A 14,693-nucleotide genomic window follows, 5' to 3' on the forward strand; every position below is an offset into this window, starting at 1 on the left:
CCGACGGCCGGGCCCGGGCGTCGGCCGTGTCGCGGACCTCAGGCCGCCAGCGACACCGCAGCGCGGGACGCGGGACGGGCGGGGGCACCGACGAGCGCCAGCGCCGGCTCGGCGGCGGACTCGTCCACGGCGTCCTCGGTCGGCGGCTCGGCGGCGACGGCACCGGGCGTGGGCGTGAGCGGGCGGACGCCGCCGTCGGCGTGCCGCAGCTCGAGGCTGACCTCGGCGAGCAGGTCGGCGAGCTCCAGGTCGAGGGCCTCGCAGATGGAGGCGAGCAGCTCGGAGGAGGCCTCCTTCTGGCCGCGCTCGACCTCGGAGAGGTACCCCAGGCTCACCCTCGCGGCTCCGGAGACGTCCCGCAGCGTCCGGCGCTGACGCAGCCGGTGGCCGCGCAGGGAAGTGCCGAGCTGGGTGCGCAGCAGCGTCATGGCCGTCTCCTGTCCTGCCTGTGCGGAAGCGGCGGCTCCCTCAGGGGCGCCGTGCGCTCACGGTACGCGGAGCCACTGACCGGCACCGCGCCATCCCCGGCGCGTCCGCTCTGGGCGTAACGCCCGGGGCCGTCGGCCCCTTCCCACCGGGCCGGTCCGCCCCCGCGCCCGACCTGCGGCGGAGCCGTCCCTCAGGCGGCCGCGTCGGTGCGGGGGCCACCGGCCGGGCCGGTGGCGCGGCGCGCGGCCGCCGCCTGCATCGCCCGCGCGCTCGTGCGCCGCAGCGTGAGGGCGCGGTAGACGTAGTCCAGGCCGGTCACGACGGTCAGCAGCAGCGCCACCGCCATGACCCACCAGCGGGCGCTGGCCAGCAGCCCCTCGAGCGGGAGGATGTAGAGCCCGATCGCCAGCGCCTGGACGACGGTCTTGGCCTTGCCGCCGCGGCTGGCCGCGATCACCCCGTGCCGGATCACCCAGAACCGCAGCAGGGTGACACCGACCTCCCGCACCAGGATCGCCAGCGTCACCCACCACGCCACCAGCGAGAGCACCGACAGCCCGATCAGCGCGGTGCCGGTCAGCGCCTTGTCGGCGATCGGGTCGGCCAGCTTGCCGAACTCGGTCACCTGGCCGCGGCGCCGGGCGATCATGCCGTCGTAGCGGTCGGTGATGATCGCCAGCGCGAAGAACAGCGTCGCCCAGTAGCGCTGGGCCTCGTCCGTGCCGCCGTCGGTGAGCAGCAGGACGGCGAACACCGGCACGACGGCCAGCCGGAGCACGGTCAGCGCGTTGGGCAGGTTGAGCACCCGCACCGACTGCGGCGGGGTCGCGGCCGGGTCCGCGGGTGCCGAGCTCATGCGGTCACCGCGGGTACCAGCGCGGCGGCGACGAGGTCGACGCCCTCGGTGCCGACCACCTCCGCGGCCACCAGCTGCCCGGCGACCGCGCCGTCCGGGACGCCGGTCACCGTCGTCGTCCCGTCGGCCTCGGGGTCCTGGTGGGCCGCGTGGCCCAGCCAGGTGCCGGCGCCGTCGGTGCCGGAGAGGCCCTCGGTGAGCAGGACCTCGACCCGGTCCCCGATGCGGTCCTCGGCACGCTGCGCGGTGAGCTCCTCCACGAGGTCGGTGACCCGGCGGACCCGGGCGTCGATCTCGGCCTGGTCGAGCTTGCCGGGCAGCCCCGCGGCCTCGGTGCCCTCCTCGTCGGAGTACCCGAACACCCCGACCGCGTCGAGCCGGCCCTCGACGAGGAACCGCTCGAGCTCGGCGACGTCCTCCTCGGTCTCCCCGGGGAAGCCGAGGATGACGTTGGTGCGGAAACCGGCGCCCGGGGCGAGCGTGCGGGCCCGCTCGATCAGCGCGAGGAAGTCGTCGGTGCCGCCGAAGCGGCGCATCCGGCGCAGCAGCTGCGGGGAGGAGTGCTGGAAGGACAGGTCGTAGTACGGCGCGACACCGTCGGTGCCGGCGATGACCTCCAGCAGGCCGGGCCGCATCTCGGCCGGCTGCAGGTAGGCCACGCGCACCCGGGCGATGCCCTCGACGGCGGCCAGCTGCGGCAGCAGCCGCTCCAGCGAGCGCAGGTCGCCGAGGTCCTTGCCGTAGGAGGTGGAGTTCTCGCTGACCAGCACCAGCTCCGTGACGCCCTGCGAGGCCAGCCACTGCGCCTCGCCGAGGACCTCGGCCGGCGGCCGGGAGACGAAGGCGCCCCGGAAGGCCGGGATGGCGCAGAACGCGCACCGGCGGTCGCAGCCCGAGGCCAGCTTCAGGGCCGCCGACGGGCCGGACGCCAGCCGCCGCCGCTGCAGCCAGCCGTGGCCCGGGATGGCCGGTGCGTCGTCCGCCGCGACCGCCGCGGTGCGGGCCACCGGGCTGATCGGCAGGAGGGTGCGGCGGTCGCGCGGGTCGTGCGGCACCAGCGGCCGGCCGGTGAGGACGTCGTCCAGCCGGTCGCCGATCGCGGTGTAGTCGTCGAAGCCGAGCACGGTGGCCTCGGGCAGCGCGCCGGCGAGCTCGGAGCCGTACCGCTCGGCCATGCAGCCGACGGCCACGACCTGCGCACCGGAGTCGGTGGCGGCGAGGATCGCGTCGACGGAGTCCTTCTTGGCCGACTCGATGAACCCGCAGGTGTTGACCAGTACGGCGTCGGCGTCCTCGGCGTCCTCGACGAGCTCGTAGCCGCCGGCGGCCAGCCGGCCGGCCAGCTCCTCCGAGTCGACCTCGTTGCGGGCGCACCCGAGGGTCACCACCGCCACCTTGCGGGCAGGGTCGGGCAGGGCTGTCACCGGTCCATCGTAGTCGGCGCGTCGAGCCCGGACGGGAGCCCGCGAGTGACTCCGCCCTCCCCCACCGGCCCCCTCCCGGAGTCCGCGGAGGGCGGGTCCTGCCTCAGGCCTCGCTCAGGGTGCCGCCGCGCAGCGTGAACAGCACCGACTCGAGCTCGTCGGGCTTGACCAGCACGTCGCGGGCCTTGGAGCCCTCGGACGGTCCGACGATGCCGCGGCTCTCGGCGAGGTCCATCAGCCGGCCGGCCTTGGCGAAGCCGACCCGCAGCTTGCGCTGCAGCATCGAGGTCGAGCCGAACTGGCTGGTGACGATCAGCTCGACCGCCTGGCACAGCAGGTCGAGGTCACCACCGATGTCCTCGTCGATCTCCTTCTTCTCGCCGCCGCCGGCGGTGAAGACCTCCTCCCGGTACTCGGGCTCGGCCTGCCGCTTGGTGAACTCGACGACCGCCTCGATCTCGCCGTCGGAGACGTAGGCGCCCTGCACGCGCATCGGCTTGCCGGCGCCGATCGGCAGGAACAGGGCGTCGCCCATGCCGATCAGCTTCTCCGCGCCGGGCTGGTCGAGGATGACCCGGCTGTCGGTGAGGCTGGAGGTGGAGAACGCCAGCCGCGACGGCACGTTGGCCTTGATCAGGCCGGTGACGACGTCCACCGACGGCCGCTGGGTCGCCAGCACCAGGTGGATGCCGGCGGCACGGGCCTTCTGGGTGATCCGGACGATCGACTCCTCGACGTCGCGCGGGGCGACCATCATGAGGTCGGCGAGCTCGTCGACGATGGCCAGGATGTACGGGTAGGGCCGGTACACCCGCTCGCTGCCGGGCGGGGCGGTGATCTCGCCGCGCTCCACCTTGCGGTTGAAGTCGTCGATGTGCCGGACGCCGGTCGCCCGCATGTCCTGGTAGCGCTGCTCCATCTCCTCGACCAGCCAGGCCAGCGCGGTGGCCGCCTTCTTCGGGTCGGTGATGATCGGCGTGATCAGGTGCGGGATGCCGTCGTACGGGGTGAGCTCGACCATCTTGGGGTCGATCAGGATCATCCGCAGCTGGTCGGGCGTGGCCCGCAGCAGCAGCGAGGTCAGCAGCGAGTTGACGCAGCTGGACTTACCGGCACCCGTGGCACCGGCGACCAGCAGGTGCGGCATCTTCGCCAGGTTGGCGCAGACGAAGCCGCCCTCGATGTCCTTGCCCAGACCCACCAGCATCGGGTGGGGGTCCTGCTTGGCCACCTGAGAGCGGAGGACGTCGCCCAGGCTGACCATCTCGCGGTCGACGTTGGGCACCTCGACGCCGACCGCCGACTTGCCCGGGATCGGCGCGAGGATGCGGATGTTGTCGTTGGCGACCGCGTAGGCCATGTTCTTGGTCAGCGCGGTGATCTTCTCGACCTTGACCGCCGGGCCGAGCTCGATCTCGTAGCGGGTCACCGTCGGGCCGCGGGTGAAGCTGGTGACGGCGGCGTCGATGTTGAACTGCTCGAGCACGCCGGTGATCGCCTCGATCGCCGCGTCGTTGGCCTTGGAGCCCTTCTTCGGCGGGTCGCCGGGGCGCAGCACGCTGACCGAGGGCAGCGTGTAGGCGCCCTCGACCGGCTCGATGCGCAGCTGCTCGGGCTCGGTGACCGGCTCGAGCTCCTCCGGCGGGGCGGTGCGGTCGACCACCGGCCGGCGCGGCGCGGGAGGCGGCTCGGGCGCCCGCTCGAGGCGCACGGCCTCCGGCGCCTCGTCGAAGGCGGCGTGGTCGATGGCCGGCAGCGTCTCCACCGGGCCGGTGTCCATCAGGTCGTCCGACAGCGAGCGCCGGCGGACGCGGCGCGGGGTCGGCGGGGCGACCGGCTCGTCGTCCTCGTCGTCCCAGTCCTCGTACGCGTCGTCGTCGTGTGCCTGGCCGAGCAGCCGGTCCCCCAGCTCCCGCAGCCGCTCGGGGATCTGGTGCACCGGCGTCGCGGTGAGCACCAGCAGGCCGAAGAACGCGAGCAGGACCAGCAGGACGACGGCGACGACGCTGCCCACGCCGGCGACCAGCGGGGTGCCCGCCGCCCAGCCGATGAGGCCGCCGGACCCCGGCCGGCCCTCGCTGGGGACGGCGCCCTCGCCCACGACCTGGGCGATGCCCAGCACCGACGCGACCGCGCACAGCCAGCCGATCACCAGCCGGCCGCGCGTCTCGGGCCGCGGGCCCCGGCGCAGCAGGCGCAGGGCGGCGAGGAACAGCACGACCGGCAGCACCATGACCAGGGAGCCCACGATCCAGCGCACCGCGTCGGCGAGCGCGGCGCCGACCGGGCCGATGCCGTTGGTCCAGGCGGCCGCCCCCAGCACCACGGCCAGCCCCAGGACGGCGAGGCCGACCCCGTCGCGGCGGTGCTCGGGCGCGAGCGGCTCGGCCTCCTCCGGGCGGGCCACCGAGCGGGCCAGCCCGCCGGCGCCACGGGCCAGCAGTGACCAGCCGCCGCTGATGACGCTCCAGAGACCGGGGCCGGACCCCTTCGCCGCGGACTTGCGGGCGGCGGGCTTGCGGCCGCCGGAGGCGGGTCGCTTCGCGGGCGGTCGCTTCCGGGACGCGGTCGACCCGGAGCCGGAGCGGCCGCGCGCGGACGACCGACCCGACGGCCGGGTCGTCGTCGTGCGAGCAGGCATGCGTCAGACGGTAATGGCCGGGGAGGTCCCGTGACGGCAGGCGGAGGGACGTGTCCGCCACCTACGGTCATGGCATGCCGACGACCCCGTACGGGAGCTGGCCCACCCCGATCACCTCGGAACTCGTCGTCCGGGCCGCCGCCCGGCTGGGCGAGGTGGCGGTGGACGGGGACGACGTCTGGTGGTCGGAGTCGCGCCCCGGCGAGGGCGGCCGCTCCGCGCTGGTCCGCCGCACCCCCGACGGCCGCACCACCGACCCCCTCCCGCCGCCGTGGAACGCCCGCACCCGGGTGCACGAGTACGGCGGGGGTGCGTGGACGGTCTCCGAAGGCGTCCTGTGGTTCGCCGAGTTCGCCGACCAGCGGCTGTACCGCCTCGACCCCGGTGCCGCCGAGCCGGTCGCGGTCACGCCCGAGCCGCCGGTGCCCTCCGGCGTGCGGTACGCCGACCTGCAGGTCGTCCCCGGTGGCGTCCTCGCCGTCCGGGAGACGCACCCGCCCGGCGGTGCGGCCGCCGACGTCGTCAACGAGATCGTGCGGATCGGCACCGACGGCACCGCCGAGGTGCTCGTCACCGGTCCCGACTTCGTCTCCGACCCCCGCCCCTCCCCCGACGGCCGGCACCTGGCCTGGCTGCAGTGGGACCACCCCGACATGCCGTGGGACGCCGCGGCGCTCGTCGTCCGGGCCGCCGACGGCACCGAGACGGTGGTGGCCGGCGGCCGTTCCGCGGACGGGCGCGCCGAGTCCGTCGTCCAGCCGGTCTGGGCCGCCGACGGCAGCCTGTGGTTCTGCGCCGACCGCACCGACGTGTGGGCGGTGTACCGGTGGCGGCCCGGGGAGGACGTCGAGCCGGTGCTGGACCTCGGGGTCGACGTCGCCGGCCCGCAGTGGGTGTTCGGCGCCCGCCGGTTCGCGGTGCTGCCCGACGGCCGGGTCGTCCTCGCCTGCGCGGGATCGGGCGCCGACCGGCTGGTCGTGCGGGAGGCCGACGGCGCCCTGCGCGACCTCGACCTGCCCTACGCGGCGTTCCGGTACGTGACCGCCGCCGGCGGGTCGGTGGTCTGCGTCGCCGGCGGCCCGGCCGCCGAGCCGGTCGTGCTGCGGATCCGGGTCGACGACGCCGCCGCCGACGTGCTGCGCCCGGCCCGCGACCTGGGGCTGGACCCGGCGTGGTTCTCCCGGCCCGAGCACGTCTCCTTCCCCACCCCCGAGGACGGGACCGGCATCGACGCCGCGCACGCGCTGGTCTACCCGCCGACGAACCCGCAGGCCTCGGCGCCGGAGGGCACCCTGCCGCCGCTGCTGGTCCTCGTGCACGGCGGCCCGACCTCGGCCACCTCGGCGGTGCTCGACCTGGGGGTGCAGTACTGGACCTCCCGCGGCTTCTGCGTCGCCGACGTCGACTACCGCGGCTCGACCGGCTACGGACGCCGCTACCGGGAGGCGCTGCGGGGCAACTGGGGCGTGGTCGACCTCGACGACGTGGTCGCCTGCGCACGGTTCCTCGCCGACAGCGGCCGGGTGGACCCCGCCCGCATGGCCATCCGCGGCGGCTCGGCCGGGGGCTACACCACCCTGGCCGCGCTCTGCCTGCGGCCGGGGGTCTTCTCCGCGGGCGCCAGCCACTTCGGCGTCGCCGACCTCGGCGCGCTGGCCGCCGACACCCACAAGTTCGAGTCCCGGTACCTGGACTCGCTCGTCGCGCCGTGGCCGGAGGGGGCTGCCGTCTACGCCGAGCGCTCCCCGATCTCGCACGTGGACGCCTTCGACACCCCGCTGGCGGTGTTCCAGGGCGAGGAGGACCGAGTCGTCCCGCCCGAGCAGGCCGAGGCGATCGTCGGGGCGCTGCGGGACAAGGGGGTGCCGCACGCCTACCTGCTGTTCCCCGGTGAGCAGCACGGGTTCCGGCGGGCGGAGAACATCCGCGCGGCGCTGGACGGCGAGCTGTCGTTCTACGCGCAGGTGTGGGGCTTCGACCTGCCCGCCGGCGAGCAGATCACCCCGATCGAGCTGCGGTGACGGGATCGGCCCCGCTGCAGGGTCCCGCGCCGAGCGTGGGGGGCAGCGGGTCCTCTCTCACACCTCGAGGACCGTGGGGATGATCATCGGGCGGCGGCGGTGGGTGTCGGACACCCACTTGCCGATGGTCCGCCGGATCACCTGGGAGAGCCGGTGCGCGTCGGTCTCGCCGTCGGCCAGCGTGCGGCGCAGGGCGTCCTCGACCAGCTCCAGGACCGGGTCGAAGACGGTGGGGTCGTCGGCGAAGCCGCGGGCGGACAGGTGCACCGGCCGCACGATGGTGCCGGTCGAGGGCTCGATGACGACGGTGAGCGCCACGAACCCCTCGTCCCCGAGGATCCGCCGCTCCTGCAGCGACTCCTCCCCCACGTCGCCGACGTTGAGCCCGTCCACGTAGACGTCACCGACGGGCACGCTGCCGACGATGGAGGCCTTGCCGTCGACGAGGTCGACCACCACGCCGTTCTCGGCCAGCAGCACCCGGTCGGCGGGCATGCCGGTCTGCTCGGCCAGCGCGGCGTGGGCCCGCAGGTGCCGCCACTCCCCGTGCACCGGCATGAGGTGGCGGGGCTTGGCGACGTTGAGCAGGGTGCGCAGCTCCCCCGCGGGGGCGTGCCCGGAGACGTGCACCATCGCCGTCTCCTTGTGGACGACGGTCGCGCCGAGGCGGGCCAGCCCGTTGATGACCTTGTAGACGGCGGTCTCGTTGCCCGGCACCAGGGAGGAGGCCAGCACGATGGTGTCGCCGGCCTCGATCGTGACCTGGTGGTGCTGCCCGCGGGCCATGCGCCCCAGGGCCGACAGCGGCTCGCCCTGGGAGCCGGTGCTGACCAGCACCACCTGTTCGGGCGGCATCGACGTCGCCTCGTCCAGCGACACCATGAGCCCGGGCGCCACGCGCAGGACGCCGAGGTCGCGGGCGACGCCCATGTTGCGGACCATCGACCGCCCGACGAAGGCGACCTTGCGGCCGTGCACCTCCGCGGCGTCGAGCACCTGCTGGATGCGGTGCACGTGGCTGGCGAAGCTGGAGACGATCAGCCGCTGGGTGGCCCGGCGGAAGACGTCCTCGAGCACGGGGCCGATCGCCCGCTCGGAGGTGACGAACCCGGGCACCTCGGCGTTGGTCGAGTCGGCCAGCAGCAGGTCGATGCCCTCGAGCCCGAGCCGGGCGAAGGCGCCGAGGTCGGTGAGGACGCCGTCCAGCGGCAGCTGGTCCATCTTGAAGTCGCCGGTGTGCACCAGGACCCCGGCCGGCGTGTGGACGGCGACGGCCAGCGCGTCGGGGATCGAGTGGTTGACCGAGATGAACTCGCAGTGGAACGGCCCGGCCACGTGGTCCTCGCCGGCGGCCACCTCGACCAGCACCGGGTCGAGCCGGTGCTCGCGCAGCTTGGCCCGGACCAGCGCGAGGGTGAACCGGGAGCCGACCAGCGGGATGTCCCCGCGCATCCGCAGCAGGTACGGGATCGCGCCGATGTGGTCCTCGTGCCCGTGGGTGAGGACCACCGCGGCGACGTCGTCCAGCCGGTGCTCGATGACGCCGAAGTCCGGGAGGATGAGGTCCACGCCGGGCTGCTCGGCCTCCGGGAACAGGACGCCGCAGTCGATGACCAGCAGCTTGCCGTCGAACTCCAGCACGGCCATGTTGCGGCCGATCTCGCCGAGCCCGCCGAGCGCCATGACGCGCAGCCCGCCGGCCGGCAGCGGCGGCGGGACCTGCAGGTCGAGGTGGGGCTGGACGGCGCCCGCCGTCACAGGGCCACCCCACCGGCCACGAGGTCCTCTCGCAGCCTGGTGACCTGCTCGGGGGTGGCGTCGACCAGGGGCGGGCGGACCGGGCCGGCGGGCAGGCCGAGCTCGCGCAGCGCGGCCTTGACCAGGATGACGCCCTGCGTGCGGAAGACGCCGGTGTAGACCGGGAGCAGGCTCTCGTTGACCGCCCGGGCCTTGACCAGGTCGCCGGACTCGACCGCCGCGATCAGCTCGGCCAGCCGCGGACCCACCAGGTGCCCGACGACGCTCACCACGCCGACCGCGCCGATCGCCAGCAGCGGCAGGTTCAGCATGTCCTCGCCGCTGTAGTAGGCCAGGTCGGTGCGGGCGAGGGTCCAGGCCACCGCGCCGAGGTCGCCCTTGGCGTCCTTGACCGCGACGATCCGCGGGTGCTCCGCGGCCCGCACCAGCGTCTCCACCTCGATGGGGACCACGGTGCGCGGCGGGATGTCGTAGAGCAGCACCGGCAGGTCGGTGGAGTCGGCGACGGCGGTGAAGTGCCGCAGCAGCCCGGCCTGCGGGGGCTTGTTGTAGTACGGCGTCACGACCATGAGGCCGTGCGCGCCGAGCCGCTCGGCGTCGCGCGCCTTCTCGATGGAGTGGGCGGTGTCGTTGGTGCCGACACCGGCCACGACGGTGGCGCGGTCGCCGACGGCGTCGAGCACCGCCTCGAGGACGGCACGCTGCTCGGCGTCACTGAGCGTCGGCGACTCCCCCGTCGTCCCGGCGACGACGAGGCCGTCGTGGCCACCCCGGTCCACCAGGTGCGCGGCCAGTTCCTGGGCCCCGGCGAGATCGATCGAGCCGTCCTCGGCCAGGGGGGTGACCATCGCCGTCAGAACGCGCCCGAAGGGCCGGGCGGGGTCGCTGGTCATGGGGAGAATCTACCGATGCGGGTCCGGCCCGTGCCCCTCCGTGGACCGCCGGTGGTCGGAGATGGCGTAGCGCAGCCCCGTGCTCGACGTCGACCAGCCCTCCGCCGGCCTCCGGGACACCACCCGCCACTCGGCGCCGAGCTCCGGCGCCCAGGTGTCGCCGTCCACCCGGGTGTCGACGTCGGTGACGACCACCCGGTCGGCGAAGGGCAGGAAGGCGGCGTAGACCTGCCCACCGCCGATGACCCACAGGTCGCCGTCCCGCTCGGCGAGCACCTGCGCCACCGACGACGCCCGGTGTGCGTCATCGGCCGCCCAGGACGGGTCGGCGGTCAGGACGACGTTGCGGCGCCCCGGCAACGGCCGGAACCGCTCGGGCAGCGACTCCCACGTCCGCCGCCCCATGACGACGGTGGCCCCGGTGGTGAGGGCGCGGAAGGCCCGCAGGTCCTCGGGCAGGTGCCACGGCAGCGCACCGCCGGCCCCGATGACCCCGCCGTGGGCCTGCGCCCAGACCAGACCGACGGTCACCGCGCCCGCCGCGTCACACCGCCACCGGGGCCTTGATCGCCGGGTGGTGCCGGTAGTCCACCAGAGCGAAGTGCTCGTAGGTGTAGTCGAACAGCGACGGCGCGGGCGCCAGCTCCAGCCGCGGGAAGGGCAGGACCTCGCGGGACAGCTGCTCGGTGACCTGCTCGACGTGGTTGTCGTAGATGTGGCAGTCCCCGCCCACCCAGATGAGGTCACCGGGGGCCAGGCCCACCTGGTCGGCGACCATGCGGGTGAGCAGCGCGTAGCTGGCGATGTTGAACGGCACGCCCAGGAAGAGGTCGGCGCTGCGCTGGTAGAGCTGGCAGGACAGCCGGCCCTCGGCGACGTGGAACTGGAACAGCGCGTGGCAGGGGGCCAGCGCCATGTCCGGCAGCGCCGCGACGTTCCAGGCGGAGACCACCATCCGCCGCGAGTCCGGGTCGGTGCGCAGGGTGTCCAGGACGGCGCTGATCTGGTCGATGTGCTCCCCGCCGGGCGTGGGCCAGGAGCGCCACTGGACGCCGTAGACGGGGCCGAGCTCGCCCTCGGGTGAGGCCCACTCGTCCCAGATGGTGACCTTGTTGTCGCGCAGCCACTGCACGTTGCTGTCGCCGCGGAGGAACCACAGCAGCTCGACGGCGACCGACCGGAAGTGCACCCGCTTGGTGGTGACCAGCGGGAAGCTCGTCGACAGGTCGTACCGGAGCCGCTCACCGAACAGGCTGCGCGTGCCGGTCCCGGTGCGGTCCTGCTTGGGGCTGCCGTGGTCGAGCACGCGGCGCAGCAGGTCCTCGTACTGCGTGTCGACGACTCCCGGACCCGTACCCACCACGACCCACTCCCGTTCCGCCGTCCGTGCCTGCGCTGCCAGGGTAGGCGGCCGCACCGACCACACTGGGGGGCGTGGGGTGGCTGGAGCTCGTGCTGTCCGTGGGGGGCGGGCTCCTGCTGCTGTGGGGTGCACTCCTCCTGCTGCTGTGGCGGGCCCGCCCTCCGGAGCTGACCGTGCGCGAGGCGCTGCGCCTGCTGCCCGACCTGGTCCGCCTGGTCCGCCGGCTGGCCGCCGACCGCTCCCTCCCCCGCGGGGTCCGGTGGCGGCTGTGGGCGCTGCTGGCCTACCTGCTGTCGCCGGTCGACCTGGTACCGGACGTCGTGCCGGTGCTCGGCTACGCCGACGACGTCGTCGTGGTGGCGCTGGCGCTGCGCTGGGTGGTGCGCGGCGCCGGGGATGCCGCGCTGGTGCGGGCGTGGCCGGGCAGCCCGGTCGGTCTGACCCTCGTGCGCCGGCTGGCCGGCCTGCCGCCTACCTGACGCCCCCCATCAGCGGACGACGACGGCGGCCAGGTCGCCGGCGAGGTCCCCGCGGTCGGCGACACCGACCGCGTCGAGCTCCAGCCAGTCGGCCATGAGGGCGAGTTCGGCGGCCAGCTCGGCGGCGACCTCCGCGCGGTCGACGCCGTCCTCGGCGAAGGCGGACTGCACCCGGAGGACGCCGGCCTGCCGGTCGGCCTTGAGGTCGACGCGGGCGACGAGCCGGTCACCGAGCAGGAAGGGCAGCACGTAGTACCCGTGGACCCGCCTGGCCGCGGGGGTGTAGATCTCCAGGCGGTAGCGGAAGCCGAAGAGGCGCTCGACCCGGGGGCGCTCCCACACCAGCGAGTCGAACGGGCTCAGCAGCGCCCGCGCCCGGGCCCACCGGGGACGACGCGCCTCCGGGTGCAGCCAGGCCGGCGCGCCCCACCCGGCGACCTCGACCGGCAGCAGCTCCCCGGCGTCGACGAGCTCGGCGATCGCGGTGCGGGCCGGCGCCGGCCGCAGCCGGAAGTAGTCGCGCAGGTCGCGCTCGGTGGCCACGCCCAGGGCACGCGACGCCGTCCGGACCAGCTCGCGGACCGCCTCGGCCGGCTCGGGCGTGGGTGCGCGCAGCACGTCGGTGGGCAGCACCCGCTCGGTGAGGTCGTAGACGCGCTCGAAGCCCGCCGTCCGGCCGCGGGTGGTGAGCACGCCGGTGTAGAACAGCCACTCGAGTGCGACCTTGCCGGCGTGCCAGTTCCACATGCTGCCCGGTCGGTCGGGGCGCGGCCCGGCGAGGTCGCTGGCCTTGAGCGGGCCCCCCTCGCGCACCTGGTCGAGGACCTCGGCGACGAAGCCGGGGCGCTCCCGCTGGATGCGCACCATCGACCCCCAGGCGTGCTCCTCCGCGGCGGCCATCCGCCACCGCAGGTGCGGGTGCAGCCGCACGGGCAGGAACGACGCCTCGTGCGCCCAGTACTCGAACAGCGCGCGGCGGCGGCCGGCCAGCTCGTCGAAGGCCGCCCGGCGATAGGGCCCCAGCCGGCTGAACGCCGGCAGGTAGTGCGCCCGGGACAGGACGTTCACCGAGTCGATCTGGACGACGGCCAGCCGCTCGGCCAGGCGCCGCAGGTGCCCGCCGTCGACGGTCCGCTCCGGTCGCGGAGCGGCGAGCCCCTGGGCGGCCAGGGCGATGCGCCGCGCGAGCGCCGCGGGCAACCGGTCGACGACGGGAGCAGCCACGGCCCCGATCCTGCCGGGCGGGTCCGACGGGATCGGCGCGGGTCCTAGGCTCGCCGCGTGCAGCCGACCTCCCCGTTCCCCCGGTTCTCGGGCACCGCGGAGGTCTCGGTGCGCCGCGCGCGGCCCGAGGACGCCGCCGCGATCGCACGGGTCCAGCTGGTCACGTGGCGGACCGCCTACCGCACCGTGCTCCCCGCCGACGTGCTCGACGACTGGGACGAGGACGCCGCCACGCGCAGCTGGCTGGCCGCGGTCGCCTCGCCGCCCACACCGGCGCACGGGGTCCTCGTCGCCCTCGACCGCGACGAGGTCGTCGGCTTCGCGGCCTACGGTCCGCCGGAGGTGGACGCGGGCGAGGGCGGCGCGCACCCCGCGGGCCCGACCACCGAGGTGGCCGCGCTGCTGGTCGAGCCGCGCTGGGGACGCCGCGGGCACGGCAGCCGGCTGCTGGCCGCGGTCGCCGACTCCGCGCGCGACTCCGGGGTCGCCCGGCTGTCGGTGTGGCTGCCGGAACAGGACCGGGTGTCGGCGGGCTTCTTCGAGTCCGCCGGGTGGGCTCCGGACGGCTGGGTGCGCACCCTCGACACGGGGCACGGCCCGCTGCGCGAGGTGCGCTGGCACGCACTGCTGGAGGAGGAGCGAGGGTGAGCTTCGCCGGGTTCCCGGACGAGGGACTGGTCTTCTACGAGGGCCTGGAGGCCGACAACAGCAGGACCTACTGGACGCGGCACAGGGCCGTCTACGACACCTGCGTGCGCGCACCGATGCAGGCCCTGGTCGACGAGCTCGCCCCGGCGTTCGGGACGGCGAAGCTCTTCCGCCCGTACCGGGACGTCCGCTTCAGCAACGACAAGACGCCGTACAAGACCCACCAGGGCGCGGTCGTGAACCCGGAGGGCCGGGGAGCCGGCGCCTGGTACGTCGAGGTGTCGGCCGACGGGCTGCGCGTCGCGGGTGGCTGCTGGCGGCTGGAGTCCGACCAGGTCGCCCGGTACCGCCGGGCCGTGGCCGACGACGTCCAGGGCGGCCGACTGCGGGCCGAGGTGGACCGCCTCGCCGCCGGCGGGTGGGAGATCGCCGGTGAGCGGCTCACCCGGGTGCCCAGCGGCTTCGCGGTCGACGGCGACCGCGCCGACCTGCTGCGGCACAGGTCGCTGCACGCGACGCGTCGCTGGGAACCGGCCGAGTGGCTGCACGACTCCCGCGCGCTCGACGAGGTGCGTGCCGCCTGGCGCGATCTCGAGGCGCTCAACGCGTGGTTCGCCGACAACGTCGGTGCCACGACCAAGGAGCCGCGCGCGCGGAGGTGACCCCCCGGGTGACCGCCGTCGTGCCGACCGCACCATCCTGAAGGACGTGCATTCCGCAGATATGCGGGACAGTGCATCCCGCTGAACGACGCGCATTCCGCAGATGTGCGGGAGAGCGCATCCTGCGGAAACGCGACAGGGCCCCAGCAGATGCTGGGGCCCTGTCGGGAATGGTTGTCCGGCGGCGTCCTACTCTCCCACCCCGTCTCCAGGGCAGTACCATCGGCGCTGAGAGGCTTAGCTTCCGGGTTCGGAATGAGACCGGGCGTTTCCCTCTCGCCATGGCCGCCGTAAC

Annotated in this window: 13 protein-coding genes and 1 rRNA gene; 4 read left to right on the plus strand and 10 right to left on the minus strand. The window is 74.8% G+C overall.

What is annotated here, in order from left to right:
• Positions 1–38: 38 nt before the first annotated feature.
• The 4 genes from ACI79E_RS12880 to ACI79E_RS12895 form a co-directional block, all read right to left on the minus strand.
• Positions 39–428, minus strand: a complete 390-nt coding sequence (locus tag ACI79E_RS12880; protein ID WP_456932942.1) for a helix-turn-helix domain-containing protein — start codon at positions 426–428, stop codon at positions 39–41.
• A 191-nt stretch (positions 429–619) separates the two neighbouring features.
• Positions 620–1,285, minus strand: coding sequence for a CDP-diacylglycerol--glycerol-3-phosphate 3-phosphatidyltransferase (gene pgsA / locus ACI79E_RS12885; protein ID WP_456932943.1), 666 nt, complete (start codon positions 1,283–1,285; stop codon positions 620–622).
• Complete coding sequence (rimO, locus tag ACI79E_RS12890) at positions 1,282–2,709, minus strand: 30S ribosomal protein S12 methylthiotransferase RimO (protein WP_456932944.1); 1,428 nt, start codon at positions 2,707–2,709, stop codon at positions 1,282–1,284. Before rimO ends, pgsA begins: the two co-directional genes overlap by 4 nt.
• A 103-nt stretch (positions 2,710–2,812) precedes the next feature.
• The gene (locus ACI79E_RS12895; RefSeq protein WP_456932945.1) at positions 2,813–5,350 is read right to left on the minus strand and encodes a DNA translocase FtsK; all 2,538 of its coding nucleotides are present in this window, start codon (positions 5,348–5,350) and stop codon (positions 2,813–2,815) included.
• A 74-nt stretch (positions 5,351–5,424) separates the two neighbouring features.
• Between ACI79E_RS12895 and ACI79E_RS12900 the strand changes: the two genes are divergently transcribed.
• The gene (locus ACI79E_RS12900; RefSeq protein ID WP_456932946.1) at positions 5,425–7,371 is read left to right on the plus strand and encodes a prolyl oligopeptidase family serine peptidase; all 1,947 of its coding nucleotides are present in this window, start codon (positions 5,425–5,427) and stop codon (positions 7,369–7,371) included.
• 57 nt (positions 7,372–7,428) lie between these two features.
• On the opposite strand, the gene ACI79E_RS12905 is transcribed toward ACI79E_RS12900, so the two are convergent.
• From ACI79E_RS12905 to ACI79E_RS12920, 4 genes are read right to left on the minus strand one after another with little or no spacing between them, the layout of a single operon-like run.
• The gene (locus ACI79E_RS12905; protein ID WP_456932947.1) at positions 7,429–9,129 is read right to left on the minus strand and encodes a ribonuclease J; all 1,701 of its coding nucleotides are present in this window, start codon (positions 9,127–9,129) and stop codon (positions 7,429–7,431) included.
• Positions 9,126–10,022: a 4-hydroxy-tetrahydrodipicolinate synthase gene (dapA, locus tag ACI79E_RS12910; protein WP_456932948.1), complete on the minus strand. Its 897-nt coding sequence runs from the start codon at positions 10,020–10,022 to the stop codon at positions 9,126–9,128. The genes ACI79E_RS12905 and dapA overlap by 4 nt, the downstream gene beginning before the upstream one ends.
• A 9-nt stretch (positions 10,023–10,031) precedes the next feature.
• Positions 10,032–10,553: a dihydrofolate reductase gene (locus tag ACI79E_RS12915; RefSeq protein ID WP_456932949.1), complete on the minus strand. Its 522-nt coding sequence runs from the start codon at positions 10,551–10,553 to the stop codon at positions 10,032–10,034.
• Between the two features lie 13 nt (positions 10,554–10,566).
• Positions 10,567–11,385, minus strand: a complete 819-nt coding sequence (locus ACI79E_RS12920) for a thymidylate synthase (protein WP_456932950.1) — start codon at positions 11,383–11,385, stop codon at positions 10,567–10,569.
• 71 nt (positions 11,386–11,456) lie between these two features.
• On the opposite strand from ACI79E_RS12920, the gene ACI79E_RS12925 reads away from it, so the two are divergent.
• Positions 11,457–11,864 (plus strand): DUF1232 domain-containing protein, encoded by a 408-nt coding sequence (locus ACI79E_RS12925; RefSeq protein WP_456932951.1) that lies wholly within the window; start codon positions 11,457–11,459, stop codon positions 11,862–11,864.
• 9 nt (positions 11,865–11,873) lie between these two features.
• On the opposite strand, the gene ACI79E_RS12930 is transcribed toward ACI79E_RS12925, so the two are convergent.
• Positions 11,874–13,088 carry a winged helix-turn-helix domain-containing protein gene (locus tag ACI79E_RS12930; RefSeq protein ID WP_456932952.1) on the minus strand — a complete coding sequence of 405 codons (1,215 nt, stop codon included), beginning with the start codon at positions 13,086–13,088 and terminating at the stop codon, positions 11,874–11,876.
• A gap of 57 nt (positions 13,089–13,145) precedes the next feature.
• On the opposite strand from ACI79E_RS12930, the gene ACI79E_RS12935 reads away from it, so the two are divergent.
• Both ACI79E_RS12935 and ACI79E_RS12940 read left to right on the plus strand, forming a co-directional pair.
• Complete coding sequence (locus tag ACI79E_RS12935; RefSeq protein ID WP_456932953.1) at positions 13,146–13,736, plus strand: N-acetyltransferase family protein; 591 nt, start codon at positions 13,146–13,148, stop codon at positions 13,734–13,736.
• Entirely contained in the window at positions 13,733–14,398 is a 666-nt protein-coding gene (locus ACI79E_RS12940; RefSeq protein WP_456932954.1) for a DUF2461 domain-containing protein, read from the plus strand. Before ACI79E_RS12935 ends, ACI79E_RS12940 begins: the two co-directional genes overlap by 4 nt.
• Positions 14,399–14,574: 176 nt before the next feature.
• On the opposite strand, the gene rrf is transcribed toward ACI79E_RS12940, so the two are convergent.
• Positions 14,575–14,691: ribosomal RNA gene (gene rrf, locus ACI79E_RS12945) — 5S ribosomal RNA — on the minus strand.
• Between the last annotated feature and the right edge of the window lie 2 nt (positions 14,692–14,693).

It is taken from the genome of Geodermatophilus sp. SYSU D00079 (assembly GCF_054050635.1).

What these genes read in the sequence shown, in the direction of transcription:
- ACI79E_RS12880 (WP_456932942.1), bottom strand. Translation starts at nt 428, where the DNA reads ATGACGCTGCTGCGCACCCAGCTCGGCACTTCCCTGCGCGGCCACCGG.
- pgsA (WP_456932943.1), bottom strand. Translation starts at nt 1,285, where the DNA reads ATGAGCTCGGCACCCGCGGACCCGGCCGCGACCCCGCCGCAGTCGGTG.
- ACI79E_RS12895 (WP_456932945.1), bottom strand. Translation starts at nt 5,350, where the DNA reads ATGCCTGCTCGCACGACGACGACCCGGCCGTCGGGTCGGTCGTCCGCG.
- ACI79E_RS12900 (WP_456932946.1), top strand. Translation starts at nt 5,425, where the DNA reads ATGCCGACGACCCCGTACGGGAGCTGGCCCACCCCGATCACCTCGGAA.
- dapA (WP_456932948.1), bottom strand. Translation starts at nt 10,022, where the DNA reads ATGACCAGCGACCCCGCCCGGCCCTTCGGGCGCGTTCTGACGGCGATG.